The following is a 26,768-nucleotide window of genomic DNA, read 5'->3' as shown; positions in this document are numbered from 1 at the left end:
GCGCGCCGTGGCAACAACCTGCGCGACGAGCCACAGAGTTCTCACACAGCCTCGGCCCGGTCGCGGACATTCCACGAAGGCGCCGCCCGCCCCCCTGCGGGTGGCGCCTTTTGTTTTTATCGCGCGGCGGTGCCGTTTCGTTAACCATTCCGAAATGGTTCAAAACCTTCGCCATAACCGATGCAACGTCGATTGAGTGGAGGGATTTGGCGTCCTACTCCTAACGGCACAGGCAAGCCGCGAAGCAAAAAGGCGGGATCGGCAAAATCTTCAAGCATCCTGTGCAAGGGGAGTGCAGTCATGTTTGTCATCGTTGATGATCGTTCGAGTGTTGCTGAAAGCTATGTCTCGGGTTTTTCTCGGGAGGGATTCTCCAGCGTCAGTCTTGGCGAAGGTGAATTCAAGGAGTGGATTGCCTCCGCCTCGGATCAGGACCTTTCCGCGGTCCAGGGCTTTCTTCTCGGTGATTTCGATCGCCGGCCGGCCTACCCGGAGATGATCCGCACCCACAGCCGCGCCCCGATCCTCGCCCTGAGCGACCAGAAGTGCCTCACCCAGACGCTGGAGCTGTTCACGGCCGGCATCGACGATGTCGTGCGCAAGCCGGTGCATGTCCGGGAGATCGTGGCGCGGACCGATGCGGTGTGGCGGCGCGTGAATTCCACCGCCAGCGCCACCACCCAGGGCCGTCTCCAGGTGTTCTTCGACGGCCGCGACCCCGAGATCGACGGCGAGCCGCTGCCGCTGCCGCGGCGCGAGCGCCACATCCTCGAATACCTCGTGAAGAACAGCAAGCGCCGGGTCACCAAGACCCAGATCTTCAATACGATCTACGGCATCTTCAACGATGACGTCGACGAGAGCGTGGTCGAGGGGCACATGAGCAAGCTGCGCAAGAAGCTGCGCCTCCAGCTCGGCTACGACGTGATCGACGCCAAGCGCTACCTCGGCTACCAGTTCGTCGGCTGAGGCCGGTCGCCCGGGCAGGCCTCGAGGTCTGCCTGCGAACGGCAGCGGCGACACCGCTGCCCGCCCCTCGCGCGGCCCCACGCGGGCGGCCGTGCGCCTCAATCGAGCCGCAGCCCGATCCGCTCCGCCTGTTTCTTCACGAACGCCTCCATGCGCTGACGCCCGAGATCGGTCAGCTGCACGATGATCCGGCGCCGGTCGGTCGGGTCCGGCGTGCGGTCGAGCAGGCCGGCGTCCCGCAGATCGTCGATCCGCCGCAGCGCGGTCGTCGTGGGGGCCCCCGAGGCGATGCAGAGGCTCGTCACCGAGATCGGCTTGCCGGTGGCTTCCGCCACCGCGAGATCGAGCAGCATGTCCCACGCCGGATCGGAAAACAGCCCGGCCTGGAAGATGGCGTCGCGGTCGGCCCGCGCCGCCACCAGCGCCCGCAGGTAATTCGGCCGTGGCGTCGGCTTGGGCTCGGCGGTGCCGTTGCCTGCCGCGCGCGGGTTCTCGTCGGCGATGGAGAGCGCGCGGTTGATGGCGTGGGCGACCTCCTCCGGCAAGAGCGGCTTCTGCAGGAAATCCACCGCGTCGAGCCGCAGCGCCCCCACGGCGCGGTCGAGCGAGGCGTGGCCGGTGATGACGATGGCGGCCAGCGGCTTGGCGCGCCGGCGCAGGGTCAGCTTCTGCAGCAGCTCGATGCCGTCGATGCGGGGCATCTGAAGGTCGGTGACGATCACCTGCAACTGTTCGTTGCGCTGCACCATGTCGATGGCGGCGATCGCGGTGTCCGCCGTCAGGGTGGGAATGCCGAGATTGGCCAGCCCCTCGCTCAATTCCAGCAAAATGTCGGGATCATCGTCGACCAGGAGGACCCTGGGTAGCTCGGCAGACGCTTCCGTCATGATCTAGACCGCTCTGTGACGTCGTCCTTCGGACGTATCGATTGGCTGACCACGCGTCAGCAGGGTGATGATATCCTCCGCGGGCCGCTTGCGGGAGATCATAAATCCCTGGACGTAATCGACCTTGCAGGCGCGGGCGAGTTCCCAGTCCTCGGCCGTCTCGACGCCTTCCGCCACCACCTTCAGGCCGAGTTCGTGCCCGAGCTCGGCCAGCGACCCGAAAATGCTGCGCGGCTTGGTCCAGATCCGGGCCTGTCGCATGAACTCGAGGTCGATCTTCATTTCCGTCACCGGCAGATTTGCAAGCTGCAGCAGCCCGCTCTGCCGCTTGCCCACGTCGTCCAGCGCCAGCCCGAAGCCGGCGAGGCGCAGCCGCGCGAGAGCCTCCAGCGCCTCGTTCGAGCTGTCGTAGAGCGCATCCTCGGTCAGTTCGAGCATCACGTGGCTGGCGGGGGTGCCCGCCTGTTCCACGATGGCGGAAATCTCCGCCACGGCGCGAGGGGCGGTGAACACGTGCAGCGGCATGTTGACGCTGACGAATCCGTCGCCGCCGCGCTGGCGCCAGAGGGCACAGGTCCGGCTGGCGACCTGCAGGACATGGTGGCTCAGCCGAATCATCAGCGCCGGGTCTTCCTCGGCGGCGAGGACGAGCTGCCACGGCGGGATCGGCCCGAAGCCCGGCAGATCGTCGCTCAGCAGCGCCTCCGCGCCGACCGGGACCAGATTCTCGCAGGCGGCCAGCGGCTGGAACAGCACCGGCACCGTGCCCTCGTCCAGCGCGCTCGCCAGCGCCCGCCGCACCAGCGCCAGATCGGCCGTGCCGGCGGCGGGGCGCTCGGCCACGGGGTTGCCGTGCCGGCAGGCCAGCGCCAGCACGTCTTGCGGGGCAAAGGGCTTCTGCAGCGCCCCGAGCACGACGAGCCCGCGGCTGCGCGCGAGGGTGGCCGCGGTCCTCAGCAGTTCTTCGCCGCTGCCGCTGATGAAGATCAGCGCGGGGCGCCGGGGCAGCGCGGAGAGGCGCTCGAGCATGCCGATTCCGTCGAGGGTCGGCATGGCGAGGTCGAGCAGCAGGATGTCGGCGGCGGCGAGCCTTGCCATGTCCACCGCGGCGGGGTCGGCGGCGCTGGCCACATCGCAGGATTCGGCCTCCAGGGCTTCCCCTAGGTCAAGCCGGAAATCGGCGTCGTCGTCGAGCACGTAGAAGGATTGCTTTTGCGGCATCTCACGCCCCCCGCTCGGCACAGGCCTTCCTGAGGGCGAGCAGAGATACAACCTCGCGTAGCAGGAGGTCGGGGTCAACGGGTTTTGCGTAGAGCAGATCGCAGGCGAAATCGGCGGCGACGGCGCTGCCCACCACGTGCCCGGTGAGGATGACGGTGACCGCGGGACGCGAGCCGGCCGGAAGCTGCCGCGCCGCGGCCACGACCTCCACCCCGTTGAACGTGCCGATGCGCAGGTCCGTCAGCAGCACCTGCGGCGCCAGCCCGCCTTGCAGAAGGCGGATCGCCTGGGTGCCGCTGACGCACACCTCGACCTCCCAGCCCTCATTGGCGAAGAACTCGCCCAGCTCCTGCGCCAGGTCGATCTCGTCGTCGCAGATGAGCATGGAGTGGCGCGCGGTCATGCGGCGTTCCGGGCGGCGTGGCGGAGCGGCAGGGCAATGACGAAGCGGGCGCCGCCCGCAACGTTCTCGGCGCCGATGGTGCCGTGCATGTCGCGGATGACGCTGCGGGCGATGGAGAGGCCGAGGCCGGTGCCCTTCTCGGTCGGCTTGGTGGTGGAGAAGGGTTCGAACAGGCGCGGCATCACCTCTTCGGCAATACCCCCGGCATTGTCCTCGACCTCGATCACCGCCTCGTCCTCGTGGACCCGCACGCGCACCACCACCGAGCGCGCCGTGCGCACGCCCGAGCTCTCGAACGCGTCGCGGGCATTCACCAGGAGGTTGACGATGACCTGCTCGAACATGGTCTGCTCGCCCATCACCAGCGTGTCGGCGGCGATGTCCGCCTCCAGCGCCAGGCGGATGTTTGCGGAGCGGTAGTGATCGGCGACGAAGCTCATGGCGAGGTCGACGGCATGGCGCAGCGGGAAGGGTTCGTTCTCCTCGCTCGGCATCCGCCCATAGCGCCGGACCTGGTCGGTGATGCGCTTGGCGCGGTCGACCTGCGCCGAGATGCGGTCGAGCTTGCCGGCGACGAGTTCGCCGCCCTCGATCTGCGTCAGCAGCCGGTTGGCATTGGCGACCGCCATGCGGATGACGGCGAGCGGCTGGTTGAGCTCGTGGGCGATGGCGGTCGCCATTTCGCCGAGAGTGGCGAGCTTGGCGGCCTGCATCACCTGGAGTTCAGCCCTGCGCACCCGCGAGACGTCCACCATGACCAGCAGCAACTGGGGCCGCCCCTCCCAGATCACCCGGCACAGCGAGCCGCGCAGCGAGGTGATGTCCCCGCTGATCCGCGCATAGGACATGTTGAGCATGCCCCAGCGGTCGCCCGAGCTGTCTATGGCTGCCTGAAACGCGGCGTGGACGAGACGCCGCCATTCGGCGTGGTCGAGCGGCAGGTTGACGAGGGCCGACGCGGCTGAATTGACGAAGCTGACGCTGTCGTCCTGCGGATTGATGACGATCATGCAGGCCGGCATCGCCTCGATGATCGCGCGCAGGTTCTCTTCCATGGCGATCACCGTCTTCTGCGCCGCCACGATCGCGTCGAGGCGGAGGCGGTCGCGCCGCGACTGCAGCAGAAGGACCAGCGCGAGACAGGTGCCGGAGACGAACAGCAGCAGCAGCGGCACCATGCCCGGCGCTTCGGCGAGGGCCCGTTCGCGCCGGAAGATCTCCTGGTTGTAGGCGACCGACTCCATAAGGATACGCTTGAGCGTCGTCCCGATGGGCGCCATGTCCTTCTGGATCGCCAGAAGGGTCTCGGCGGCGCCGGGGTCGGTCGGCGAGATGGCCGGAAGGCGGTCCATCAGGCCGTCGAGCAATGTTTCGGCGGCGTGCACCGGCTTTTCGAGATCGATGACGTCGCGAAGCACCCGGCCTTCGTCGGAATTATAGAGAAGGGGAAGGCGGGAGCGGAGGATTTCGAGCCGCAGCTCTGCGGCGGCGAGCGCGTCCGCGTTGGGCGCTATCGCGGCGACGGCGAGGGCGGAGTCGGCCTTCACATATTCCAGTTCGGCCTGATAAGCCACCCAACCCGAGCTGCGGATGGTCTGGGTCATGAGCGAGCGGTTGCGCGTCTGCGTGACATACAGCATGCCGGTGGCGAAGAAGAGCGCCACCGTGATCGCGATCAGGGCGAGGGGAAGCCAGCCGATGGAGGGCTTAGTCCGTGATGAAGTCAATTTGCTTCACCTGCCACACCATGAGCGACTGATAGTGCTGCTCGGCCAGTTCGGGGTCTGAATCGATCGGGAACATGACCCAGAACGGCCCCTTGTCCCGCACCCGCATCGTCTGGTCGTTGAGCCGCGTGGCGAGGATCGGGCCGTATTTCTCCCACGCCGCGGAAGGCAGCGTGACGGCATAGTCGTTGATGGCGATGACGGTGGCGGAGGCGACCTTGCCGGGGGCCAGGGCGGCCAGCGTGCTGATGGTGGGGCCGCGGAAATGCTGGAGACCGCTGGTCCACGGGGTGGAGGTGTCGATCTTCACCTGGGCGAGCTTGTCGATATCCGCCAGCGAGAGCATGCGCTCGGCCGTGACGGCTCCCTTTGCGTCGAGCCAGCGCAGGTTGAGATCGGCCGCGAACGCGCCGCTCAGAGTTGAAGAAAACAATGCGACGACGATCGCGATCCTACGGAACAGCTTCATCATGGCTGGAAAACCGACGTCCTCGGGTTCGACCTCGCTGGCGCGTCGTCCGGCCGGCGAGGCATGCTCGCGAGACGCGCCCGCCGCGCGCCTGCATGGATGCCCCCCTTAGTTATGTCACATCCCCAGGGGGCGCCTGTGAAGGAGTTGTACCAAATTGCAGGGGAATGGTCAGAATTCACTCCAAACTGGACCAATCGGCAGATGTGATGGCTCGTCTGGAGGTATTCTGGATGCAACAATGAGGCGTTTGGAAGGAAAGGTGGCTGGTTTCGCCGCCGCCGCCGTCTGCGGCGGGCCGACTTTGAATGTGATTTCAATATCCTATTAGCAGGCCATCTTCCTTCTTGATATCGATCAAGAACCGGTTCACCTGTTATTGCATACAACATGTCGTATGTGCGACGAGCGGATTGGCGGCAAGGTTCTCCTGCCATTGTTGTGCATACATTCCTCTGTTGACCGAGAAACCGTGGTGCCCTTCGCAGTCGAAAATCCCGCAGCCGCCCGCCTCGCGGAAGAGCGCAGGCGCCGGTTTTTCATCGGGCCTTGGCCGCGGGCGTCCAAATGGATGCTGCTGGCGGTTCTGATGCTTCTGGCCTGCGCGGTACCGGTGTCCGTGGCGGTGATCTCGATCCGCTTCCACGAGCGCCACGAGGTCGAGGAATCCGTCAGCGCGTCGCGTCGCATCGCTCTCGTCCTGCTGTCCAATTTCGAGCGGACGGTGGAATCGATCGACACCTTCCTCACGTCGTTCGGCGACATTCGCGGGGGTGACGCGGCCGAGCAGACCTATGCGCGGCTGCGCGACGCCCGCCTGCCGGCCTCGGTGATCCAGATTTCCTTCGTCTCCGCCGCCGGGGCGTTCATCACCAGCAACATCCAGGCGCCCGGCAAGCCCTTCGATCTCACCGACCGCGAGCATATCCGCGTGCATCTCGACCGCCGCAGGGGAAGCGACGGGTTGGATCGCGAGCCACCGGAAGGCATCTTTCTCAGCAAGCCGGTGAAGGGGCGGATCACGGGGGCGTGGTCCATCCAGTTCTCGAAGGCCATCCGCTCCCAGCAGAACGAGCTGGAAGGCATTGTGGTCGCGTCCTACCAGATATCGGACTTCATCGATTTCTACCGGCGCCTGCGTCCCGAGGGGCAGGGGCTGATCGCCTTGATCGGCACCGACGGGGTGGTTCGCGCCAGTGTTACGCCGGAGGAGCACGCCGTGCCGATCGCCGGCGCGGACATCGTGCCGGGCTATGCCGGCCTCACCGGCGGCGAGGGCGTCTATGACGCGAGCGACCCGGCCACAGGGGTTTCCCGCGTCGGCTACTACATCCGCTCGCAGCGCTATCCCTTCATGGTGGTGGTGGCGGCGGACCGCGCCGAGGTGCTGAACCAGTCTCGCGAGTTCCGGCTCTCCAGCATCATCCTCGCCTCGACGGCGACGCTGACGCTGTTCGTGATCGGCGCGCTCGCCCTGCGCTTCGCCCGGCTGGAACGCCGGCTGCAGCGTCGGGAGGCGCAGGCCGATGCCCGCCGGCGTGAGGCGCGGGTGCTGCGGGCGATCAGCCAGGTGCCCGGCATCGACGTCATTTCGGTGGTGGGCAGCGAGACCACGCGGATCGGCAGCGGGCTGAAGGAGCCGCTCGGCTCGCTGGTGGAGGAGCGGGTGCGCAGTCCCGAATTCCTCGCCCGCGCCCGCGCCTCGGATGCCCCGCCGGTCATCGTCGAGCATTTCGCCCGCGACGGCGAGGAGTTCGAGGTGCAGATGGTGGTGGGGCGCATCGTCCACGTGGCGGCGGAGGACGGCCAGGACGAGGACGCCGCTCCCGACGCCATCGTCGTCTTCGCCGTCGACCAGACCGCCAAGCGGTTCGAGGAGAACCAGCTCTACCAGATGTCGAAGATGGCGGCGCTCGGCGAGCTGGTGACGGGGCTGGCGCACGAGATCAACCAGCCGCTCGGCGTGATCCGGCTCGCCGCCGCCAATGTCCAGACCGCTCTGGCCAAGGGTCAGCCGACCCAGGTGGTGGAGGACAAGATCGGCCGCATCATCCGGCAGGTGGAGCGGATGAAGGGCATCATCGACCACATGCGCATCTTCGGCCGGCGCAGCACGCTGCGGCCCGAGGCCGCCTCGGCGGCGAACGCGATCAGCGGGGTGCTGCAGGTCATCGGCGCCGATCTGCGCATCGAGGGCATCCAGCTCCACACCGACATCGATCCGCCGGAACATCTCAACGTGCTCTGCCGCGAGGACCAGCTCGAACAGGTGCTGATCAACCTGCTGCTGAACGCGCGCGACGCGCTGCGCTCCCGCCAGGAAAGCGATCCCGGCTTCCAGCCGGAGGTCTGGCTCTCCTGCAAGCGGCAGTCGCCGCCCGACCACCCGCCGTCCATCCGCATCGTCGTCCGCGACAATGGCGGCGGCATTCCCGAAAAGGTGCTGGCGAAGGTGTTCCAACCCTTCTTCACCACCAAGCCGGCCGGCAAGGGCACCGGCCTCGGGCTCTCCGTCAGCTTCGGCATCGTGCGCGACCATGGCGGCACGCTCACCGTGGCCAATGACGGCACCGGGGCGGTGTTCACCATCACCCTGCCGGCCCACGCCGAGGCGGAGGCGCAGCGGGAGGTGGCGTGAGGCGTGCCCGCGCGCCGGTCGGATTCACGGCCCGCAGACACGCTCCTCGCGCTCGCCGCCCCGCCGGTTGTGCCCGATCCGCGCCTCGGCCGCCGCCGCGCGTTCCGCCTCCGCCGCGAAGTGCTCCACCGTGCGGGCGAGGCCGACATCGAGCGCCACCCGCGGTTCCCACCCGAGAAGCCTCCGCGCCAGCGCGATGTCGGGCCGGCGGCGGCGGGGATCGTCGACGGGCAGCGGATGATAGGTGACGGCGGAGCGCGTGCCGGTCAGCGCCACCACCCGGTCGACCAGTTCGCGCACCATCAGCTCGGCCGGGTTGCCGAGATTGACCGCGCTCGGCAGCGTCCCCTCGTGCAGCATCAGCCGCAGCAGACCCTCGACGAGGTCGTCGACATAGCAGAAGGAGCGGGTCTGCTCGCCACTGCCATAGATCGTGATGTCGTCGCCGGCGAGCGCCTGGGTGACGACGTTGGAGACCACGCGGCCGTCATCGGCCCGCATGCGCGGGCCATAGGTGTTGAAGATGCGGGCGATGCGGGCATCGACCCGGCGGGCGCGCAGGAAGTCGAAGGTGAGCGTTTCCGCCGCGCGCTTGCCCTCGTCGTAGCAGGCGCGGGGGCCGGTCGGGTTGACGTTGCCCCAGTAGCTCTCGTCCTGCGGGTGCACCTGCGGGTCGCCATAGATCTCGCTGGTCGAGGCCTGCAGGAAGCGCGCGCCGCTCGCCTGGGCGAGGTGCAGCAGGTTGCGGGTGCCGAGCACGCAGGTCAGCAGCGTGTGCTCGGGATCGGCCTGGTAGTGCGGCGGCGAGGCGGCGCAGGCGAGGTTGAACACATGGGTCGGCGCCGGCCCGGCCCCCGCAAGCTTCGCCGGCGGCGCCTCGATGATGTCGGCTTCGACGAAGGTGAAGTTCGGCTCGCGTTCGAGGTGCCGGAGATTGTCCAGCCGGCCGGTCTGCAGATTGTCGAGGCAGATGACGCGGAAGCCGCGCGCCAGCAGCGCGTCGGCGAGATGGGAGCCGATGAAGCCGGCGCCGCCGGCGAGCAGCGCGGTGCGGTGGGACGAGGCGTCGATGGTTCTGCGGGCCTTGCGGTCGGCGGCCGCCTTCGGTTCCGGGCTGGCCGTGGCGGGGGGCGGCGTGTGGTTCTGGTTCTGGTCGTGGCTCACGGCGCGATCCCCCTGTCCTGTGTGTCCGGCGCGGCGCGGCCGGCGGCGGCGCGCACCCGGCCGTGCCGGCGCGCTTCCCCGGCCTCCGCCACGTGGCGTTCGAGTTCGGCCGCGCGGTGCGCGGCGGTGTGGCTTTCGAGAATGCGGCCGCGGCCGGCCGCGCCGAGCCGGCGGCGGGCTTCCTCCGTCAGGTCGAGCGCCGCCAGCACATCCTCCGTTCCCTGCGCGAGCAGGATTTCGCGGCCGGGGCGGAACAGCGTGTCCAGCCCGGCCCAGATGTCGGAGACGATCGGGGTGCCGCAGGCGGCGGCCTCGAACAGCCGCACGCTCGGGCTGTGCCCGGCGCGGATCATGTCCGCCCGCGTCACGTTGAGGGTGAAGCGGCAGGCATTGTAGAAGGCGGGGTGGCGGTCCGGCGGCAGGTGGTCGATGCGCGCCACATTGGCCGGCCAGGCGAGGTCGGGGGGATAGAGCGGCCCCGCCACCACGAAGGAGAGGTCCGGCCGCCGTCGCGCCGGCTCGATCAGCAGCGCCTCCAGCGTCGGCTGGCGGTCGGCCGAATAGGTGCCGAGATAGCCGAGATCATAGGTGGTGGCGCCGCGGGCCGCGGCATCGAGGGGCCGGTACACCTTCTCATCGACCGAGCAGTAGAGAGCGCGCGCGGCGGGGGCGCCGAAATCCCGCATCAGCCGCTCCAGAGTAGGGCCGCCGGTGAAGGAGAGATAGAGGTCGAAGCCGGGAATGAGGTCGGCGGAGACATACTCGCCCGCTTCCCGCTCCAGCCGTGCCAGCGTCACCGGCGTGTCGATGTCGTAGAAGGCGGTGAGGCCGCTTGCCTGTTCCTGCACGAAGCGGCCGACGGCGATGCCGTCCGGCACGAACGAGCCAACGATCACGAGGTCGGCCCCGGCGATCGCGCCGGCATGGACGGCGAGGTCCTCGACCTCGTCATAGAGCCGCAGGGTGCAGAAGTCGGGCGTCGGCAGGTCGCGGTGCTCGGCGTACCACGGCCGGTCCCGCTCCAGGAACAGGATGTCGTGGCCGCGCCCGGCAAGGGCCTTCAGCAGGGCCCGCCAGGTGGTGGCGTGGCCATTGCCCCAGGACGAGGAGAGGCTGAGGCCGAGGACGACGATGGAAAGCCGGCCGCCCGCGGGCGCGGCCATGGGCGGCGCGCCCAGGTGCGGGGTGCTCGTGCGCGCGGTCATGCCAGCCTCCTTTCCCGTTTCAGGGCGGCCGCCCCGGCGAGGATGGCGTCGACCTGCGCGCCGCGGCGGGCATAGGTGTGCTCCGCCAGCACCCGCTTCAGCGCCGCCGCGCCGATGTCGCGGGCCCGCTCCGGGGTGAGCGCGTCGAGATGGGCGGCGACGTCCATGCCGTCGCGGGCCACCAGCACCTCCCGCTCCGGTTCGAGGAACAGCTCGATGCCCTCCCAGGCATCGGTGATGAGGCAGGCGCCGGCCCCGGCAGCCTCGAAGACGCGGGTGGCGGGGGAAAAGCCGGTCGCCGCCATGCTGTCGCGCGCGATGTTCAGCACGGCGCGGGGCGTGGCGTTGAAGGCATTGTGCTCGCGCGTGTAGACGTGGCCGAGCGCGGTGACGTTGGGCGGCATCGCCCGGTCGCCCCAGCCATTGCCGCCGATGAGGAAGCGGCGTTCCCGCAGCCGGGCGGCCGGCATGAGGAAGAACTGCGTCACCCGTTCCTCGCGGTCGGGCAGGCGGTTGCCGAGAAAGGCGAGGTCGCAGGAAAAGCGCGGATCGGGCGGGACCGGGTGGTGGGTCGCCGGATCGAGCCCGTTATAGACCGGGATGCAGGCGCGGGCGCCGAGACCCTCATAGGCCCCGATCACCGGTGGGCCGCCCCCATAGGTCAGCACCAGATCGAGCGCGGGCAGGGCACGGCGCAGCGGGTGGTCCGGTGCCGGGCGGATCTCCGCCAGCGTGGCGGGGGCATCGACATCCCAGAAGATGCGGATGGCGTCCGGCCGCGAGGCGGCGACCACGCCTTCCAGCAGCAGGTCGTCGAACACGCCGACCCCGCTCGCCTTCACCACCACATCGGCGCGGGCGGCCTCCGCCGCCACCCGGCGGGCGGCGTCCTCGGTGGCCGGCCACACCACCACCCGGGCCCAGTCCGGCGGCTCGATGTCGCGGTGCTGCTGCCGGTCGAACGCATCCGGCTCGTAGAAGGTGATGGCGTGGCCCCGCCGGGCGAGGTCGCTCAGCAGGCCGCGATAATAGGTGGCGGCGCCGTTCCAGTAGGAGGACAGCAGGCTGGACCCGTAGAAGGCGATGTTCATGCGGCGGCCTCCACGCCCTCGCGGCCAAGCCGGGCGATGATGGACAGAAGCTCCCCGGCGCGGTGGGCGCAGCCATGCCGGGCGCGGATGGTGGCGAGGCCGTGGGCGGCGAGCCGGGCGCGCAGCGCGCCGTCTTCCTTCACGGCGCGCAGATGTCGCGTCATCGCCGCGCCGCTGCGGGCGACGAGGTAGTCCTCGCCCGGGGTGAACAGCCCCTCGCTGTCCTCCCACGGTGCCGATACCAGCGGAATGCCGCAGGCGAGCGCCTCGAAGACCCGGATGGTGGGAATGCCCGGCAGAATGGACGCGTAGTAGCGCCGCGGCACGTGCACCGTGGCGAGATGCTGGGCGAAGATCCGGGGCGCGCGGGCATTGGGCAACCAGCCGCGATAGGTCGCGCCGTAGCGCGCGAGCAGCGCCAGCGCTTCCGGCGGGTAGCGCACGCCGTGGATGTCCAGTGCGAGGCCGGCCTGCCGCGCCGGGCGCAGCAGGAAGCGCTCGATCTCCGCGGTGCGCTCGCCATCGCCCCAATTGCCGATCCACACCAGCCCCTCACGGCGGGCGGGCTCGTCGACCGGGTCAGCCGGGGGGTGGAACAGGGTGAGGTCGGCGGCCTCGTGCCAGACGAAAACCCGCTCGCCCCAGCCCCAGCGGCGATAGACCTCGGCGAGCGAGGCGCCGAAGGCGAGCACCCCGTCATAGCCGTCGAGATCGAACGCCCGGATCGCGTCGGGATCGCTGACCGCGCGGTGGTGGGTGTCGTGGAACAGCAGGCGGAACCGCGCGCCTTCGCGGCGCAGGCGGCCGAGCGCGGCGACCAGCGCGGGTTCGTTCCATTCATGCGCGATGACGACGTCGGCGCCCTCGACCAGCGCCGCGACATCGCTGCCGGGCGTGTAGCTCTGCGGGGCGAGGTCGGGATAGGCGGTGCGGAATGCTATCAGCCCGTCGGCGCCGTGGTCCGCGAACAGGTTGGCGAGGCTCCAGCCGTTTTCCGGTTCCAGCGCCACCACCTCGTGGCCGAGGCGGAGCAGCTCCCGCAGCACGCCGCGCAGAAAGTGGGCGTTGCCGTGATTCCAGCAGGAGCGCAGCGAATGGGTGAAATAGACCAGCTTCATGCCGCCTCCTCGTCCGCGGTGGCGGGAAACAGCAGCCGCCGATAGAGGGCGGCCATGGCCGCGGCCATCGGCTCCACGCCGTAGCGTGCCGCGCGCTCGCGGGCGGCCTCGCCGAGCGCGGCCCGGCGCGAGGGCTCGGCGTCCAGCTCGTCGAAGGCGCGGGCAAAGGCTTCCGGCCGGCGCGGCGGCACGAACAGCGCGGCGCCGCCCCATAATTCCCGGAAGGTCGGGATGTCGGAGAGCACCAGCGCGCAGCCGGCCTGCGCCGCCTCCAGCACGCCGAGCCCGAACGGCTCGTAGAGCGCGGTGGAGGCGAAGATCGGCCGGTGTGCCAGCACGGCGCGCACCTCGGCCTCGCTGCGCGAGCCGAGCACGCGCAATGCGCCGGTGTCGACCGCCGCGCCATTGGGCCCGCGCAGCGGGCCCGCCACCGCGACCGGCAGCCGGGTGAGCCCGGCCGCCAGCGCCAGCGTGGCGATGTCCTTGCCGGCGTCCCACAACCGGCCAGTGGCGACGACATGGTCGGGCGGCACCGCCGCGTCCACCGGCTCGGGCAGGGTGCGCCCGTTCCACACGACGTCGGGACGGCGGCCATAGAGCGCGGCGAGGGTGTCGGCGAAGCTGTGGCTGGGGCAGACCACGGCGTCGGCGGTGGCGATGGCCTCGCCGGTGAGCCGGGTGCGCCAGGCGAAATCCTCGGGCGCCGGCCCCTGCTTCACCGCCCGCCACCAGCTCGCGAGGCAGGAATGCACCCCCACCACCACCGGCACCGGATAGGGCGCGAGGGCGAGCGGTGGGGAATTGAGATGAACGATGTCGACGTCGTGGCGGACCGCCAGCGCCGCCAGCGCGCGGGCGGCGGCGGCGAGCGGTTCGGGCCCGTCGGCCAGCCAGTCGAGCGGCAGGCCGGTCTCCACCAGGGCAAGGCCCGGCACCTCGGCGGCGCTGGCGCGCTGGGCCGGCTGCGGGGCCGGGCCAAGCAGGGCCAGCGTCGTGGTGACGCCGCGGGCGGCGAGCCCGCGGGCGAGGTCCACCGCATGCTGGAACACCCCGCCCACCGCATCGGCGGTGAGGAGAAGGTGGAAGCCGCGGCCGGGGCGGGGCGCGCGGGCGCGCGGGTCGGCGAGGGCGAGGCCTTCCATCACAGCACGCCCGAAAGCCGCAGCGCCGCATCCTGCCGGACGGCGGCGCCGATCCCCTCCGCGACCAGCCAGTCCGCCAGCCGGCCGACGCCGGTGCGCCAGCCCACCGGGATCGGCAGCTCCAGCTCGCGCAGGGCGCGGCGGGTGTCGGAGACGTAATAGAGCTGGTCGCCGGCGCGCCAGTCGTGGAAGGTGACCTCGGCGGGCCGGCCGGTCAGCGCCTCGACATGACCGAGAAGCTGCAGCAGGCTCACCGCATTGGCCGGGCCGCCGCCGAGATTGAGCGGCCGCCCGCTCACCCGGTCGATCCGCCGCCAGGCCCGCAGATAGGCCTCCACCGCGTCGTCGACATACAGGATGTCGCGCACCTGCCGGCCGTCGCCGAAGATGGCGATGGGCGCGCCCTCGAGCGCGCGGATGAGGAAATGCGCCACCCAGCCCTGGTCCTCGGTGCCGAACTGGCGCGCGCCATAGATGCAGCTCATCCGCATCACGCAGGCCTGCAGCCCGAAGGAGCGGGCATAGTCCAGCACATACTGGTCGGCCGCGCCCTTGGAGCAGCCATAGGGGGTGTGGAAGTCGAGCGGCCCGTCCTCGGCGATGCCCCGGGCCCGCAGGATCTCGTCCGTGGGCTTCCAGGCGCCCTCGATGTCGCTGAGGGCGAGATCGCCGAGATCGCCATAGACCTTGTTGGTGCTGGCGAAGATCACCGGCGCCTCGGGGCTGCGCGCGCGCACCGCTTCCAGCAGGGTGACGGTGCCGGCGAGATTGACGCCGAAATCCGCGCGCGGATCGGCGAGGCTGCTGGTCACCGCCACCTGGGCGGCGAGGTGGAACACCGCCTGCACCTCCGCCACCGCCGCCGCGACGGCGGCTTCGTCGCGAATATCGGCCTCGATCAGCGTCACCCGGCCGGGGTGGCGGGCTTCGAGCCAGGCCGCGTTGCGCTCGACCCCGGGGCGGGCGAGCGAATCCAGCAGCCGCACCTCGTGGCCCTCGCGCGCCAGCCGGTCGGCGAGGTTGCTGCCGATGAAGCCCGCGCCGCCGGTGACCAGCACCGGCCGGAGCGAGCGGGGAAAGGCGGAGCCGTCCGCGCTCATGCCACCAGCCCCCGCGCTTCGAGTTCGCGGCGGGCCTCGTCCGCCCGGTCCACCGCTTCCTGCCGCGCCACCCATTCGGCCAGCTCGGCGAGGCCGGCGGCGAAATCCTGCCGCGGGCGGAAGCCGAGTTCGCGCTCGGCCCGGGAGATGTCGGCGAAGCAGTGCCGGATGTCGCCGGAGCGGGTCTTGCCGGTGATCTCGGGCATGAGGGGGCTGCCCATCGCCTGCGCCAGCAGGGTGCCGACCTCGCTGATGGTGCGGTGCTCGCCGCTGCCGATGTTGAACACCTGCCCCGGCGCCTTCTCATGCTCCAGCGCCACCGCGAAGGCCTCGGCGACATCGCTGACGTGAACGAAGTCGCGGCGCTGCGCGCCGTCCTCGAACACCAGCGGCGGGCGCCTGTTCAGCAGGCGCGAGGCGAAGATGGCGAGCACGCCGGTATAGGGGTTGGAGAGGGCCTGGCCGGGGCCGTAGACGTTGAACAGCCGCAGCGCGACGCCTTCCATGCCGTAGGCGCCGCAGACGGTGAGGGTGAGCCGCTCCTGCGCGTATTTGCCCAGCGCGTAGACCGAGGCGAGCGCCGGGCGCTTCCACTCCGGGGTCGCGACGGGCACCAGCGCCGCGCCGTCGGCGTCGCGCGGGTCCCAGGCGCCGGGGCGGGCCTCGATGCGCTCCACGCTTTCCGCCAGCCCGCCGTCGCTCCGGCGGTACAGCCCTTCGCCATAGATGCTCATGGAGGAGGCGGTGACCACCCGCTGAACCGGCCGCTCGATGAGCTGCTGGAACAGCACCGCGGTGCCAAGCTCGTTGACCGAGACATAGCGCTCGATGGCGTACATGGACTGGCCGACGCCCACCTCGGCGGCGAGGTGCACCACCTTGTCGACGCCCCGCAGCGCGCGGGCCACGGTGTCGGCATCGCGAATGTCGCCGGCGATGAAGTCGGCCTCGGGCGCCAGCCGGGCGGGCCGGCTGCCGCCGTGCACCTGCTCGATCAGGCTGTCGAGCACCCGCACCTCATGGCCGCGGGCGAGCAAGGCGGAGGCGACGTGGCTGCCGATGAAGCCGGCGCCACCGGTGATGAGTACGATCGACATCGGCTCTCCAGTGCGGGGGATCAGTTGGCGCTGCGGTGGACGAGCTTGTTGAACCGGCTGTCCTTCTCCTCGCCGTGGAGAAGGGCCAGCTTGCTGCGCTCGAAGGTTTCGAAGAACTCGTCCCAGGAAATCTCTTCCAGCCCCTCGTCCCGGTCGCCGAAGTCGAGCCGCAGGATGCCGGCGTCGCCCGCGCCGGTCTCCTTGACGCGGGAGGGACGCCCGCCGCGCTCCTCGGCCCAGCGCCGGATCGCGTCATGGTCGGTGGTCGTGCTGGCATGGGACATGAGGCGCTCCGCTGCTCGTCTCGGTGCAAAAGCGAACCAGCAGCTACAAAGAAGGTTCCGTATCTACCTCTGTCATGAGCAAGTATTCGTGACAGAGCGGTAGCATTTTCATCTGCGGCATAGCATTTGATTGCCGGGGCGTTCATTTCCATTTTGCAGTCGTTCTTCCGGATGACACGCGTTCCCGGTGGTATTCGCACGGCCGGGAGGACAGGGTCTTCGGGCGGCGGGGCGTGAGGCTCCCGCCCGCCGCCCGCCGCCCGCCGCCCGGGGCCGGAACCTCGCGCCCGCTGCCACGTTGGCGTCCCACATCCGTGTGAGCAGGGGGAACGATCCACGTGAACACCAATGTCCGCCTCAACCCCGCCACGACGGCAGCGAGCATGCCCGCGGCGATCCTCACCGGCCCCGGCCGGGTCGAGCTGGCGGCGGTGCCGCGCCCCGAGCCGGGACCGGGGCAGGTGCGCATCCGCCTCGAGGGCTGCGGCGTCTGTGCCTCCAACCTCGTGCCGTGGTCGGGGCCGGCGTGGATGAACTTTCCCACCCCGCCGGGCGATCTCGGCCATGAGGGCTGGGGCGTGGTCGACGCGGTGGGCGAAGGGGTGACCGCTCCCGCGCCGGGTACCCGCGTCGCCGCGCTCTCCTTCCGGTCCTATGCCGCCTATGACGTCGCGGCGGCCGACGCCCTGGTGCCGCTGCCGCCCGCGCTGGACGGCATGCCGTTTCCCGGCGAGCCGCTGGGCTGCGCCATGAACATCTTCCGCCGCAGCGCCATCGAGCCGGGCCAGACCGTCGCCATCGTCGGCATCGGCTTCCTCGGCGCGGTGCTCACCCGGCTCGCCAGCGACGCCGGCGCCCGGGTGATCGCCATTGCCCGCCGGCCCTATGCCCGGCAGCTCGCCCGCGAGATGGGCGCGGCCGAGGTGCTGGCGATGGAGGATCACGGCGCCATCATCGCGGCGGTGAAGGACCTCACCGAGGGGCGGTTCTGCGAGCGGGTGATCGAGGCGGTGGGCAAGCCGTGGCCGCTCGATCTCGCCGGCGAGCTGACCGGCGAGCGCGGCCGGCTCGTCATCGCCGGCTATCATCAGGACGGGCCGCGGCAGGTGAACATGTGGCTGTGGAACTGGCGCGGGCTCGATGTCATCAACGCCCATGAGCGCGACCCCGCCATCTATCTCGCCGGCATGCGGGAGGCGGTGGCGCAGGTCGAGGCCGGGCGGATCGACCCCCGGCGTCTGGTGACGCATTCCTTCGCGCTGGAACAGCTCGGCGCCGCGCTCGACGCCACGCGCGACCGGCCGGACGGTTTCCTCAAAGCGGCGATCCGGTTCTCATGAGCGCGGCCATCCCCATGCGCGAGGCGCGTTCCGTGGCCGTGCCGGCGCTGCGCCGGCCCCGCCTCGGCTTCCTCGGCGTCGGCTGGATCGGGCTCGACCGCCTGCAGGCGATCCACGCCACCGGCCTTGCCGACATCGCCGCCCTTGCCGACGCCAATCCCGAGATGGTGGCGCGCGCGGCCGAGGCGGCTCCCGGGGCGGAGCGGGCGGAGACGCTCGACGCCCTGCTGCGGCACGATCTCGACGGCGTGGTGATCGCCACCCCCTCGGCGCTGCACGCCGAACAGTGCCTCGCGGCGCTGGCGGCGGGCGTCGCGGTGTTCTGCCAGAAGCCGCTGGGGCGCACGGGCGAGGAGACCCGCGCCGTGGTGGCGGCGGCGCGCCGGGCCGACCGGCTGCTCGGGGTCGATTTCTCCTACCGCTTCACCGAAGGCATGGCGGCGCTGCGCCGCGAGGTGGCGGGCGGCGGGCTCGGCCGCATCCACGCCATCGACTTCACCTTCCACAACGCCTATGGCCCGGACAAGCCGTGGTTCCACGACCCCGCGCTGGCGGGCGGCGGGGCGATGATGGACCTCGGCATCCACCTTATCGACCTCGCGCTGTGGCTGCTCGATTTTCCCAGGGTCGAGCGGGTCGAGGCCCATCTCTCCGCTGGCGGCGAGCCGCTGGCCGATCCCGACCGGCAGGTGGAGGACCACGCCGTCGCCACCCTCACCCTTGCCGGGGGCACCGTGGTGCGCCTCGCCGCCTCATGGTGGCTGCACGCCGGCCAGGACGCGGTGATCGCCGCCGAGGTCTACGGCACCGCCGGGGGCGCCGCCTTCCGCAATGTCGGCGGCTCCTTCTACGATTTCACCGCCGAACGCTTCGAGCGCACCGCGCGCCGGACCCTCACCGCGCCGCCGCCCGGCGGGCGCGAGCCCTGGGGCGGCCGCGCCGCGGCGGCGTGGGTGCGCCGGCTGGCGGCCGGCGAGCGCTTCGCGCCGGAGGCCGAGGAGCTGGTCGCGGTGGCGGATGTGCTGGATCGCCTCTACTGGCGGGGCTAGGCCTCGCACCCGCACGGGCACGCGCCCCAAGGGACGCCAGAGAACGCGCCCGCCGGCCTGCCGCGCCCGCCGCTCGTCGCGCGCGATCCCGGCGGGTGCGGGTGGGTCGTCGTCGGCCCGGCCCGGCGTGGCGCGGCCGGGCCGGCCAGGGTCTCGACTCAGTCGTTGACGGACGTGGTGGGCACAGAATCCTGCCGCAGTTCGTTGAGCCGGGCCTTTTGGCGGCCCTCGCCATCGAAGTTGTCGGGTCGAAGCCAACGCTCATATGCCGCGCGATGACGGGGCCATTCCTCGTCAAGGATCGAGTACCACGCTGTATCCCGGCTCTCACCCTTCACCACCATGTGCTGGCGGAAGATGCCCTCATGGGTGTAGCCGAAACGCTCGGCCGCGCGTCGCGAGGGGCTATTTCGGGCGTTGCAGCGCCACTGGTAGCGACGGTAGCCGAGCCCGAACACGTAATCCGCCATGAGGAAGAACGCCTCCGTGGCGACCCGCGTGCCGGCGATCCGCGGGCCCCACAGGATGTGCCCGATCTCGGCACTGCCATATGCGGTGCTGATATCCATGAGGCTTTGCCGGCCTTCGACGCGACCCGTGGCCACGTCGATCACCGCGTAGAATATCGGGTCGGTCGAGGCCGCTCTCGACACGAGCCAGTCGTCGAATTCGGATCGGGAGCCCGGCACGGGGTCAGGCAGCCAGCGATGCAGGCGGTCGGCTTCGGGGCCGGAGACGACATCGAACAATCCGTCGCCATGGAGGGCGGGATCGAGCGGCTCCAGGCGGCAGTACCGCCCTTCGATGGACTGTCGCTCGGGCGACGGCCAGCGATCCGGGAAATGTGACATCGAGACCTCTGCGGAAGGGAGTGAAGCATCCCGAGGTCATTAGCACCAGAGGGCGCTAACGGTGGCAATGGCCGCCGCCGAGGCATCGCTGCGGGCGAGCCTGTCGTTTCGCGTGGCGATGCGGCGGACGTCCCTGACGCGGCCGAACATCTTTCGCGCGAACTTCTTTCGGGCGCCGGCGGTCGCCGCATGTGAGCCTGTGCACGATGTCCGATCACCTGGACCATCGACCCGGCGCGCGCGCGGCTGATCCCTCGGCAAGGGCGGCTCGAGCATCCCCTTTCATCCGACAACCGGAGCAACGTCCCGCCATGGTGGAGCCTTTCCAACCGGGGAACTTCCCGGATCGGCGCGCGGGAAGTGCGTCCGTGATAGGGTTTCGACCCTAGCGGCCGCCGCTCTCCCGTCCCTCGCCCGTTTCCCGCGCGATGTGGTCCAGCACCTTCTCGGGCGCGACATGCTTCAGCAATTCGCCGAGCGCGGGATCCTGCGCCGCTTCCACGTCCAGCCGCGAGGCGATGGCGACGACGAGGCCGATGAGCCGGGTCAGCTCGTGCTCGGTCAGGAGGTTGATCTGCAGGTCGAGCTCGGCCTGCCGGCGCGAGGCCTCCATGGCGCGGTTCTGGCTGATCAGCACGAAGGTGGAGAGGAAGATCGCCTCCACCGAGGCGCTGGTGGCGAGAATGATGAAGCTGGGGTCGAAGCGCAGCCGCTCCGGCGCCAGCCCGCTGTTGAGCACGATCCACGCCGCGAGGATGGCGAGGTGGACGGCCACGAACAGCATGCTGCCGGTGAAGGCGGTGACCCTGTCGGCGATGCGCACGCTGAGCGCGGCCTTCGCCTGCTGCTCCCGGTCGCGATCGGTCAGCGCCCGGACGTTGCGCGCCAGCACGCCGGCGAGATCGGCGGGCTGCGGCGTGGCGGTGGTGTCGCGGGCGAGGCGGGTGGCCATGGCGGGGGGAGTCCGTTCCGAGCGGTGCAGCCCAACGCGCCGCAACCCCGTGGGTTTCCTGTCCCCGGGGTTTCCTGCCCTCGGGGTTTCGGCGCCCTTGGCCGGCCGGATTGATTCCCCCGGCGCCGGCTCTAGGATGCCGGCCCGATCCCGCTGGGAGTCCCGCCATGGCCAACCGCTCCGGAAGCGCCGACCTGCCGCTGCATGGCGGCCGCGTGCCGGCGTGGCTCGGCGAGCGGATGTCGCGGCTCGGCGCGGTCATCACCGAGGCCATCCTCCTCCATTACGGCCGCGACGAATTCCTGCGCCGGCTCGCCAGCCCGTTCTGGTTCCAGAGCTTCGGCGCGGTGATGGGGATGGACTGGCATTCCTCCGGCATCACCACCAGCGTGGTCGGCGCGCTGAAGCGGGGGCTGGCGCCCCGCGCGCATGAGCTGGGGCTGCATGTCTGCGGCGGGCGCGGCCGCCATTCCCGCCGCACCCCGGACGAGCTGGCGGCGGTGGGCGCGCGGGTCGGGATCGACGGCGCGGCGCTGGCGCAGGCCAGCCGGCTGGTCGCCAAGGTCGACAGCGCCGCGGTGCAGGACGGGTTCGATCTCTATCTCCACGGCTTCATCGTCGCCGACGACGGCAAGTGGGTCGTGGTGCAGCAGGGCATGAACGAGGCGCGGCGCCAGGCCCGCCGCTACCACTGGCGCTCCGAGGGGCTGGCGAGCTTCCTCGACGACCCCCACAGCGGCATAGAGGGGCCGGCGCGCGGCACCATCGTGAACCTCGCCGACCGCCGCGCCGCGCGCTCGCGCCAGGGCCAGCTCGACCTGCTGGCGTCGTTGGGGCCGGACCGCATCGCCCGCGAATGGGCCGGGCTCGCCCGGCAGGCGGAGCCGGCCGCCCGGCCGGAGGCCGAGGCGGAGGCCGAGGCGCCCGCCCAGATGCTGCTGCCGCACCTCGTCATGCCGGCGCACCATGAGGTGCGCGCCGAGGACATCGTCCCGCGCCGGCTCCACGCCGCGCTCACCGCCGCCGCCGAGCGCGGGCCGGCGGATTTCGCCGACCTGCTGCTGGTGCCCGGCGTCGGCGCCCGCACGGTGGAGGCGCTCGCCCTGGTGGCGGAGGTGGTGCACGGCGCGCCCTGCCGCTTCACCGACCCCGCCCGGTTCTCCTATGCCCATGGCGGCAAGGACCGCCACCCCTTTCCGGTGCCGCTGAAGGTCTATGACGAGACCATCCGGGTGATGGGCGCCGCCGTGGCGCGGGCCCGGCTCGGGCGCGAGGAGGAACTGGCGGCGCTGCAGCGGCTGGACCGCGAGGCGCGTCGCGTCGAGGGCCTCGCCGGCGGGCGGAGCTGGGACGAGATCGTGGCCGATGAGCGCCGGCTCTCCGCCGGCTATGGCGGGCGCAGCGTGTTCGGCTGGGAGGCGGAGCCCGGCGCCTGAGCCGGTATTCGCCCGGCGGAGCCGGAACCGGAGGCCCGGCCACCGGTTCACCCTGCGACAGCCGGCGGCCCGACCGCCGTTCCCGCCCTCAACCGGAGCCACCTATGACCGCCACCCGCGAACATGTGGAAGCGCTCGCCCTGCGCACCTTCGAGGCCGACAAGCGCACCGGCCTCCACCCCGACAACCGCTTCTGGGACGCGGCCTCGGTCGATGCGCCGATGTCGCAGCCGCCCGAGTTCCTGAACGCCGAGGACCGCGAGCGCTACCGCCGCAAGGCGCGGGACGAGCTCGGCGCGCCCGCCGCCCCACGCGCCTGACGCGTTTCCCGCGTTTCCCGCTTTCCGCGCCCGACGCGTCCGCGCCACCCGGCCGGGGCGCGGCCGAACCCTCTCGACGGCGGCGCCCCGATCGGTGATACCGGCGCGGGGCGCCGCCGCGCGCCCGCCCTTCGCTCGAGCCGGGAAACCACCCATGCCGATGATCCGCGTAGAACTACTGGAAGGCCGCACCCTCGAACAGAAGCGGCAGTTTGCCGACGCCATCACCCGCGAGAGCGTCCGCATCCTCGCCTGCGACCCCGGCGATGTGGAGATCATCTTCATTCCGGTCTCGAAGGAAAGCTGGGCGGTCGGCGGCCGCCTGCTGAGCGATCCGGCGCCGGAGTGAGCGGCGGTCACGTGAACGACCGCGAGGCGAAAGGCCATTGAGGAGGTGCGTGCCCGCTTCGGGCGCCAGGGTGCCGCTGCGGAATCAAACCATGAAAAAGCCCCGGCGCGGGGCGGCGCCGGGGCGTGAAGGCGGGGCCTTATGACCCTGTCGGCCGGGGTTCGGGCCGGTGAACCGTCACCCTTGCCCCTGCCGGACGCGATGGGAACGGGCCGGCGCGCTGCGCCGGCCACGCCCGGTCGGAATTGCTAGTGCTGGCCGCTCTTGCGGCCGGCCTCGCTGACCCGCTCGGGGTCATTGGCGGCGTTGCCGGGGTTGCCCGAGCCGCCCTGCTGGCGGTGGTCGCCGCCGGCCTGGTTCTGCTGGTGGCTGCCATGGGCGTGCTGGCCGCCCTTGCGGCCCGCCTCGCTGGCGCGCTCGCGATCCTCGGCGACGTTCCCGGAACCGCCACGATGCTGGGTGTTGTCAGCCATGGTCAGGTCTCCTCTGTGCTGCCTCCGTGCATCCCCGAGGGGACAACCTCGCCGGCCGCGGGCTGTTCCCCGGTAAAACACCCGGCTCGTCACTCGGCGCGCCGGGGCATACACGAAACCGGCGCCACCGGGTCTGCCGGTGGCGCCGGTTTGCGGACGTCGCGGACCGTCCGGCGCGGGCGTCAGTTGAAGGCGCGCTTGGTCCGCTGCACCGGGGAATTGTGGCCCTGGTAGAGATTGTGGAACAGCGGCTGGTAGACCGGGCGGTTCGCGTTCTGGCGGACCTGCTTGCGGCGCATCTTTTCATGCTCCAGCACCTGGGCGCGGCGGGTGTCCTGGTCCGCGTTGTAGCGCTGGTTGCGCGGGCCCTGCGGGTCGGCATGGGCGGTCGGGACGGTGAAGGTGAGAATGGCGGCGGCGATCGCCGCGCTGATGAGACCACGGGTCATGGTAACCTCCGGTTGCTCCGCGATGGCGGGGTTGCATGCCGGGAAAACGCCGCAATCCGTCGTTCGGTTCCGCCGGTTCCGCTGCATTCCGCAACGTCTGACGCACGCCCCGGGGGCGGGAACGAACCCGGCCCCTGCCTGCTTATCCGCCCGATACGCGAAGGCCCGGCCGCTCTCCGGCCCGGCCCATTCCCTGGGAGGACTGACATGCGCGACCCCCGCACGCTCGACCAGAACCCGGTCGTCATCGATCCCGCCAATGTCGACGCGGTGCTCGAGGATCGCCCGACCGCCGTCACCAGCCCGGCCCGGCCGCCCGCCGGCGAAATCGACGACGACGATGTCGAGGCGTCCGACATGGACGAGGCCGAGGCCATCACCGAGGAGCAGGACGTGCCGGAGGGCGAGGGCGAGGCGGTGGCCGACATCGCCCGCGCCGACGCCATGCTGTTCGACACCCGGCCGGACGAGCCCGATCTCGACATTCCCAACGACGACGACGATGACGACGGGCGCTGAGCCCGGCGCCTTCCGTCCGCGATGAGGCGAGCCCGGCCGCACAGGCCGGGCTTTTTCGCGCCGTTTTCAATGGCCGGGCGAGGCGCCCTATTTTCCCCGCTTCATGGCGGCGGCGAGGGCCGCGGCCAGCGCGCCCGAGGGCTCGGCGCTGCGGCCGCCGCCCGGCGGGGTGCGGGGTCCTCGAGAGTCCGGCCGCGCGCCTTCGCGGGAGGCCGTGTCGGCCCCGCCGCGCGCCGCCTTGTCGGTGGGCCGGCCGGCGGCGGGGGCGTCCCTGCGCATGGTGAGGCTGATGCGCTTGCGCGGCACATCCACCTCCAGCACCCGCACCTTCACCACGTCGCCGGCCTTCACCACCTCATGGGCGTCCTTGATGAAGCGGTCGGCGAGCTGGGAGACGTGCACCAGCCCGTCCTGGTGCACCCCGATGTCGACGAAGGCGCCGAACGCCGCGACATTGGTGACGGTGCCTTCCAGCAGCATGCCGGGCTTGAGCTGCTTGATGTCGTGGACCTCGTCGTTGAAGGTCGCGGTGCGGAATTCCGGGCGCGGGTCGCGGCCGGGCTTCTCCAGCTCGGCGATGATGTCGCGCACGGTGGGCAGGCCGAATTTCTCGTCGACGAAGACCCGGGGGTCCAGCGCCTTCAGCGCGGCGCTGTCGCCCATCAGCGCCCGCACGTCGCGCCCGCAGGCGGCGACGATCTTCGCCGCCACGCCATAGGCCTCGGGGTGGACCGAGGAGGCGTCGAGCGGCTCCCGCCCGTCGCGTATGCGCAGGAAGCCGGCGCACTGCTCGAAGGTCTTCGGGCCGAGCCGGGCGACCTTCAGCAGCTCCCGGCGGCTGGCGAAGGGGCCGTTGGCGTCGCGATGGGCGGTGATCGCCTCGGCCAGCGAGGCGCCGAGCCCGGAGACCCGGGCCAGCAGCGAGGCGGAGGCGGTGTTGAGGTCGACGCCGACCGCGTTCACCGCATCCTCCACCACCGCGTCGAGCGAGCGGGCGAGGCGGTACTGGTCGACATCGTGCTGATATTGCCCGACGCCGATCGACTTGGGGTCGATCTTCACCAGCTCGGCCAGCGGGTCCTGCAGCCGGCGGGCGATGGAGACGGCGCCGCGCAGCGACACATCGAGGCCGGGGAATTCGGCGGCGGCGGTTTCCGAGGCGGAATAGACCGAGGCGCCCGCCTCGCTGACCACCACCTTGATCGGCCGCCGCTCCGCCGGCAGGGCGGCGAGCAGGTCGGCCACCAGCCGGTCGGTCTCGCGGCTGGCGGTGCCGTTGCCGATGGCGATCAGCTCGACATTGTGCCGCACGAGGAGGGCGGCGAGCTCGGCCTGGGCGCCGCGCACGTCGTTCTTCGGCTGGAAGGGGTAGACGGTCGAGGTCGCCAGCAGCTTGCCGGTGCCGTCCACCACCGCCACCTTCACGCCGGTGCGGATGCCGGGGTCGAGCCCCATGGTGGCGCGCGAGCCGGCGGGGGCGGCCAGCAGCAGGTCCTTGAGGTTGCGGGCGAAGACGCGGATCGCCTCCTCCTCGGCCCGCTCCCGCGCCTCCGTCATCAGGTCGACCGAGAGGGTGAGCGACAGCCGCACCCGCCAGGCCCAGCGCGCCACCTCCATCAGCCAGACATTGCCGGGCTTCCCGTCGGCGGCGATCTGCGCCGCGGCGGCGATCAGCCGCTCCACCGGCTTCACCGGGGCGGTATCCTCGGCGTCGACCTCGATCGAGACGTCGAGCACCTCCTCGTTGCGCCCGCGCAGCATGGCGAGCACGCGGTGGCTCGGCGCGGCGGCCCAGCGCTCGGCGTGGTCGAAATAGTCGGAGAACTTGGCCCCCGCCTCCTGCTTGCCCTCGATCACCCGGGCCCGCAGCATCGCCTTTTCCCGCATGTGGGCGCGCAGCGCGCCGAGCAGGTCGGCATTTTCGGCAAGACCCTCGACGATGATGTCGCGGGCACCGTCCAGCGCCGTCTTGAGGTCGGCCACCTCGCCGGTGACGAAGGGCGCCGCCAGCTCCGCCGGCGGCGTCGCCCGGTCGGCGAGGATGGCGGCGGCGAGCGGCCCCAGCCCGCGCTCGCGCGCGATCTCGGCCCGGGTGCGGCGCTTCGGCTTGAAGGGGAGGTAGATGTCCTCCAGCTCCGCCTTGGTGGCGACGGCATCGATGCGGGCCGCGAGCTCGTCGGTCAGCTTGCCCTGGGTGCGGATCGAGTCCAGCACCGCCGCCCGCCGGGCCTCCAGCTCGCGCAGATAGGCGAGGCGCTCGTCCAGCGTGCGGAGCTGGGTGTCGTCCAGCCCGCCGGTGACCTCCTTGCGGTAGCGCGCGATGAAGGGAATGGTCGCGCCCTCGTCGATGAGCGCGACCGCGGCCTCGACCTGGGCGGGACGGGCGCCGATCTCTCCGGCGATGAGCCGGGCGATCAGGGCGCTCTGGGCGGGGGTGGGGGCGGCCATGGCGGTCTCGTCTGCGCGTCGCGGGGGCGGGAATTTAGGCGCCGCCGCCGCCGCTGCCAATGGCGCC

General features: G+C 71.0%; 26 protein-coding genes. 8 read left to right on the top strand and 18 right to left on the bottom strand.

Annotation, left to right across the window (positions count from 1 at the left end):
* Positions 1 to 300: 300 nt before the first annotated feature.
* The gene (locus KHC27_RS05640; protein ID WP_213336072.1) at positions 301 to 969 is read left to right on the top strand and encodes a response regulator transcription factor; all 669 of its coding nucleotides are present in this window, start codon (positions 301 to 303) and stop codon (positions 967 to 969) included.
* A gap of 98 nt (positions 970 to 1,067) precedes the next feature.
* Here the strand turns inward: KHC27_RS05640 and KHC27_RS05635 are convergent, their stop codons facing one another.
* From KHC27_RS05635 to KHC27_RS05615, 5 genes are read right to left on the bottom strand one after another with little or no spacing between them, the layout of a single operon-like run.
* A complete protein-coding gene (locus KHC27_RS05635; RefSeq protein WP_213336070.1) occupies positions 1,068 to 1,856 on the bottom strand; it encodes a response regulator in 789 nt (262 codons plus the stop codon).
* Between the two features lie 3 nt (positions 1,857 to 1,859).
* Positions 1,860 to 3,077: an EAL domain-containing response regulator gene (locus tag KHC27_RS05630; RefSeq protein ID WP_213336068.1), complete on the bottom strand. Its 1,218-nt coding sequence runs from the start codon at positions 3,075 to 3,077 to the stop codon at positions 1,860 to 1,862.
* 1 nt (position 3,078) lies between these two features.
* A complete protein-coding gene (locus KHC27_RS05625) occupies positions 3,079 to 3,480 on the bottom strand; it encodes a response regulator (protein ID WP_246519676.1) in 402 nt (133 codons plus the stop codon).
* Positions 3,477 to 5,207 carry a sensor histidine kinase gene (locus KHC27_RS05620; protein ID WP_213336066.1) on the bottom strand — a complete coding sequence of 577 codons (1,731 nt, stop codon included), beginning with the start codon at positions 5,205 to 5,207 and terminating at the stop codon, positions 3,477 to 3,479. The genes KHC27_RS05625 and KHC27_RS05620 overlap by 4 nt, the downstream gene beginning before the upstream one ends.
* Positions 5,188 to 5,679, bottom strand: a complete 492-nt coding sequence (locus tag KHC27_RS05615; protein ID WP_213336063.1) for a putative pterin-binding protein — start codon at positions 5,677 to 5,679, stop codon at positions 5,188 to 5,190. The genes KHC27_RS05620 and KHC27_RS05615 overlap by 20 nt, the downstream gene beginning before the upstream one ends.
* A gap of 568 nt (positions 5,680 to 6,247) precedes the next feature.
* Between KHC27_RS05615 and KHC27_RS05610 the strand changes: the two genes are divergently transcribed.
* Positions 6,248 to 8,314 carry an ATP-binding protein gene (locus KHC27_RS05610; RefSeq protein WP_213336061.1) on the top strand — a complete coding sequence of 689 codons (2,067 nt, stop codon included), beginning with the start codon at positions 6,248 to 6,250 and terminating at the stop codon, positions 8,312 to 8,314.
* 24 nt (positions 8,315 to 8,338) lie between these two features.
* Here the strand turns inward: KHC27_RS05610 and KHC27_RS05605 are convergent, their stop codons facing one another.
* The 8 genes from KHC27_RS05605 to KHC27_RS05570 all read right to left on the bottom strand — a co-directional run bounded on the left by KHC27_RS05605 (position 8,339) and on the right by KHC27_RS05570 (position 16,515).
* On the bottom strand, positions 8,339 to 9,385 hold the full coding sequence (locus tag KHC27_RS05605; RefSeq protein ID WP_213336087.1) for a UDP-glucuronic acid decarboxylase family protein: 1,047 nt from the start codon (positions 9,383 to 9,385) through the stop codon (positions 8,339 to 8,341).
* Between the two features lie 89 nt (positions 9,386 to 9,474).
* On the bottom strand, positions 9,475 to 10,641 hold the full coding sequence (locus KHC27_RS05600) for a CgeB family protein (protein ID WP_213336083.1): 1,167 nt from the start codon (positions 10,639 to 10,641) through the stop codon (positions 9,475 to 9,477).
* 38 nt (positions 10,642 to 10,679) lie between these two features.
* Positions 10,680 to 11,774 (bottom strand): CgeB family protein, encoded by a 1,095-nt coding sequence (locus KHC27_RS05595; protein WP_213336059.1) that lies wholly within the window; start codon positions 11,772 to 11,774, stop codon positions 10,680 to 10,682.
* On the bottom strand, positions 11,771 to 12,892 hold the full coding sequence (locus tag KHC27_RS05590; protein WP_213336057.1) for a CgeB family protein: 1,122 nt from the start codon (positions 12,890 to 12,892) through the stop codon (positions 11,771 to 11,773). Before KHC27_RS05590 ends, KHC27_RS05595 begins: the two co-directional genes overlap by 4 nt.
* Entirely contained in the window at positions 12,889 to 14,034 is a 1,146-nt protein-coding gene (locus KHC27_RS05585) for a glycosyltransferase family 4 protein (RefSeq protein WP_213336055.1), read from the bottom strand. The genes KHC27_RS05590 and KHC27_RS05585 overlap by 4 nt, the downstream gene beginning before the upstream one ends.
* Entirely contained in the window at positions 14,034 to 15,134 is a 1,101-nt protein-coding gene (locus KHC27_RS05580) for an SDR family NAD(P)-dependent oxidoreductase (RefSeq protein ID WP_213336053.1), read from the bottom strand. The genes KHC27_RS05585 and KHC27_RS05580 overlap by 1 nt, the downstream gene beginning before the upstream one ends.
* Positions 15,131 to 16,231 carry an NAD-dependent epimerase/dehydratase family protein gene (locus KHC27_RS05575; protein WP_213336050.1) on the bottom strand — a complete coding sequence of 367 codons (1,101 nt, stop codon included), beginning with the start codon at positions 16,229 to 16,231 and terminating at the stop codon, positions 15,131 to 15,133. Before KHC27_RS05575 ends, KHC27_RS05580 begins: the two co-directional genes overlap by 4 nt.
* 20 nt (positions 16,232 to 16,251) lie before the next feature.
* A complete protein-coding gene (locus KHC27_RS05570; protein WP_213336048.1) occupies positions 16,252 to 16,515 on the bottom strand; it encodes a hypothetical protein in 264 nt (87 codons plus the stop codon).
* Between the two features lie 383 nt (positions 16,516 to 16,898).
* Here KHC27_RS05570 and KHC27_RS05565 point away from each other — a divergent pair, with 383 nt between their 5' ends.
* Both KHC27_RS05565 and KHC27_RS05560 read left to right on the top strand, forming a co-directional pair.
* Positions 16,899 to 17,855: an MDR/zinc-dependent alcohol dehydrogenase-like family protein gene (locus KHC27_RS05565; RefSeq protein ID WP_213336080.1), complete on the top strand. Its 957-nt coding sequence runs from the start codon at positions 16,899 to 16,901 to the stop codon at positions 17,853 to 17,855.
* A complete protein-coding gene (locus tag KHC27_RS05560; protein ID WP_213336045.1) occupies positions 17,852 to 18,904 on the top strand; it encodes a Gfo/Idh/MocA family protein in 1,053 nt (350 codons plus the stop codon). The genes KHC27_RS05565 and KHC27_RS05560 overlap by 4 nt, the downstream gene beginning before the upstream one ends.
* Positions 18,905 to 19,062: 158 nt before the next feature.
* On the opposite strand, the gene KHC27_RS05555 is transcribed toward KHC27_RS05560, so the two are convergent.
* Complete coding sequence (locus tag KHC27_RS05555; protein WP_213336042.1) at positions 19,063 to 19,755, bottom strand: GNAT family N-acetyltransferase; 693 nt, start codon at positions 19,753 to 19,755, stop codon at positions 19,063 to 19,065.
* 385 nt (positions 19,756 to 20,140) lie between these two features.
* Complete coding sequence (locus KHC27_RS05550) at positions 20,141 to 20,707, bottom strand: DUF1003 domain-containing protein (RefSeq protein WP_213336040.1); 567 nt, start codon at positions 20,705 to 20,707, stop codon at positions 20,141 to 20,143.
* A 167-nt stretch (positions 20,708 to 20,874) separates the two neighbouring features.
* Between KHC27_RS05550 and KHC27_RS05545 the strand changes: the two genes are divergently transcribed.
* The 3 genes from KHC27_RS05545 (at position 20,875) to KHC27_RS05535 (ending at position 22,812) form a co-directional block, all read left to right on the top strand.
* The gene (locus tag KHC27_RS05545) at positions 20,875 to 22,143 is read left to right on the top strand and encodes a DUF763 domain-containing protein (RefSeq protein ID WP_213336038.1); all 1,269 of its coding nucleotides are present in this window, start codon (positions 20,875 to 20,877) and stop codon (positions 22,141 to 22,143) included.
* A 104-nt stretch (positions 22,144 to 22,247) separates the two neighbouring features.
* Positions 22,248 to 22,463, top strand: a complete 216-nt coding sequence (locus KHC27_RS05540) for a hypothetical protein (protein WP_213336036.1) — start codon at positions 22,248 to 22,250, stop codon at positions 22,461 to 22,463.
* A 154-nt stretch (positions 22,464 to 22,617) separates the two neighbouring features.
* Entirely contained in the window at positions 22,618 to 22,812 is a 195-nt protein-coding gene (locus KHC27_RS05535; protein WP_213336034.1) for a 4-oxalocrotonate tautomerase, read from the top strand.
* Between the two features lie 248 nt (positions 22,813 to 23,060).
* Here KHC27_RS05535 and KHC27_RS05530 read toward each other — a convergent pair whose 3' ends face one another.
* Together KHC27_RS05530 and KHC27_RS05525 are read right to left on the bottom strand one after the other, a co-directional pair.
* Positions 23,061 to 23,285 carry a con-10 family general stress protein gene (locus tag KHC27_RS05530; protein WP_213336032.1) on the bottom strand — a complete coding sequence of 75 codons (225 nt, stop codon included), beginning with the start codon at positions 23,283 to 23,285 and terminating at the stop codon, positions 23,061 to 23,063.
* 182 nt (positions 23,286 to 23,467) lie between these two features.
* Positions 23,468 to 23,734 (bottom strand): hypothetical protein, encoded by a 267-nt coding sequence (locus KHC27_RS05525; RefSeq protein WP_213336030.1) that lies wholly within the window; start codon positions 23,732 to 23,734, stop codon positions 23,468 to 23,470.
* Between the two features lie 207 nt (positions 23,735 to 23,941).
* Between KHC27_RS05525 and KHC27_RS05520 the strand changes: the two genes are divergently transcribed.
* Positions 23,942 to 24,253: a hypothetical protein gene (locus tag KHC27_RS05520; protein WP_213336028.1), complete on the top strand. Its 312-nt coding sequence runs from the start codon at positions 23,942 to 23,944 to the stop codon at positions 24,251 to 24,253.
* An 87-nt stretch (positions 24,254 to 24,340) separates the two neighbouring features.
* Here the strand turns inward: KHC27_RS05520 and KHC27_RS05515 are convergent, their stop codons facing one another.
* Positions 24,341 to 26,701, bottom strand: coding sequence for a Tex family protein (locus KHC27_RS05515; RefSeq protein ID WP_213336026.1), 2,361 nt, complete (start codon positions 26,699 to 26,701; stop codon positions 24,341 to 24,343).
* Between the last annotated feature and the right edge of the window lie 67 nt (positions 26,702 to 26,768).

The sequence above is a fragment of the Ancylobacter lacus genome (genome assembly GCF_018390635.1).
Taxonomy (GTDB): Bacteria; Pseudomonadota; Alphaproteobacteria; order Rhizobiales; family Xanthobacteraceae; genus Ancylobacter; species Ancylobacter lacus.
This window is presented reverse-complemented; position numbering and strand designations above follow the sequence as displayed.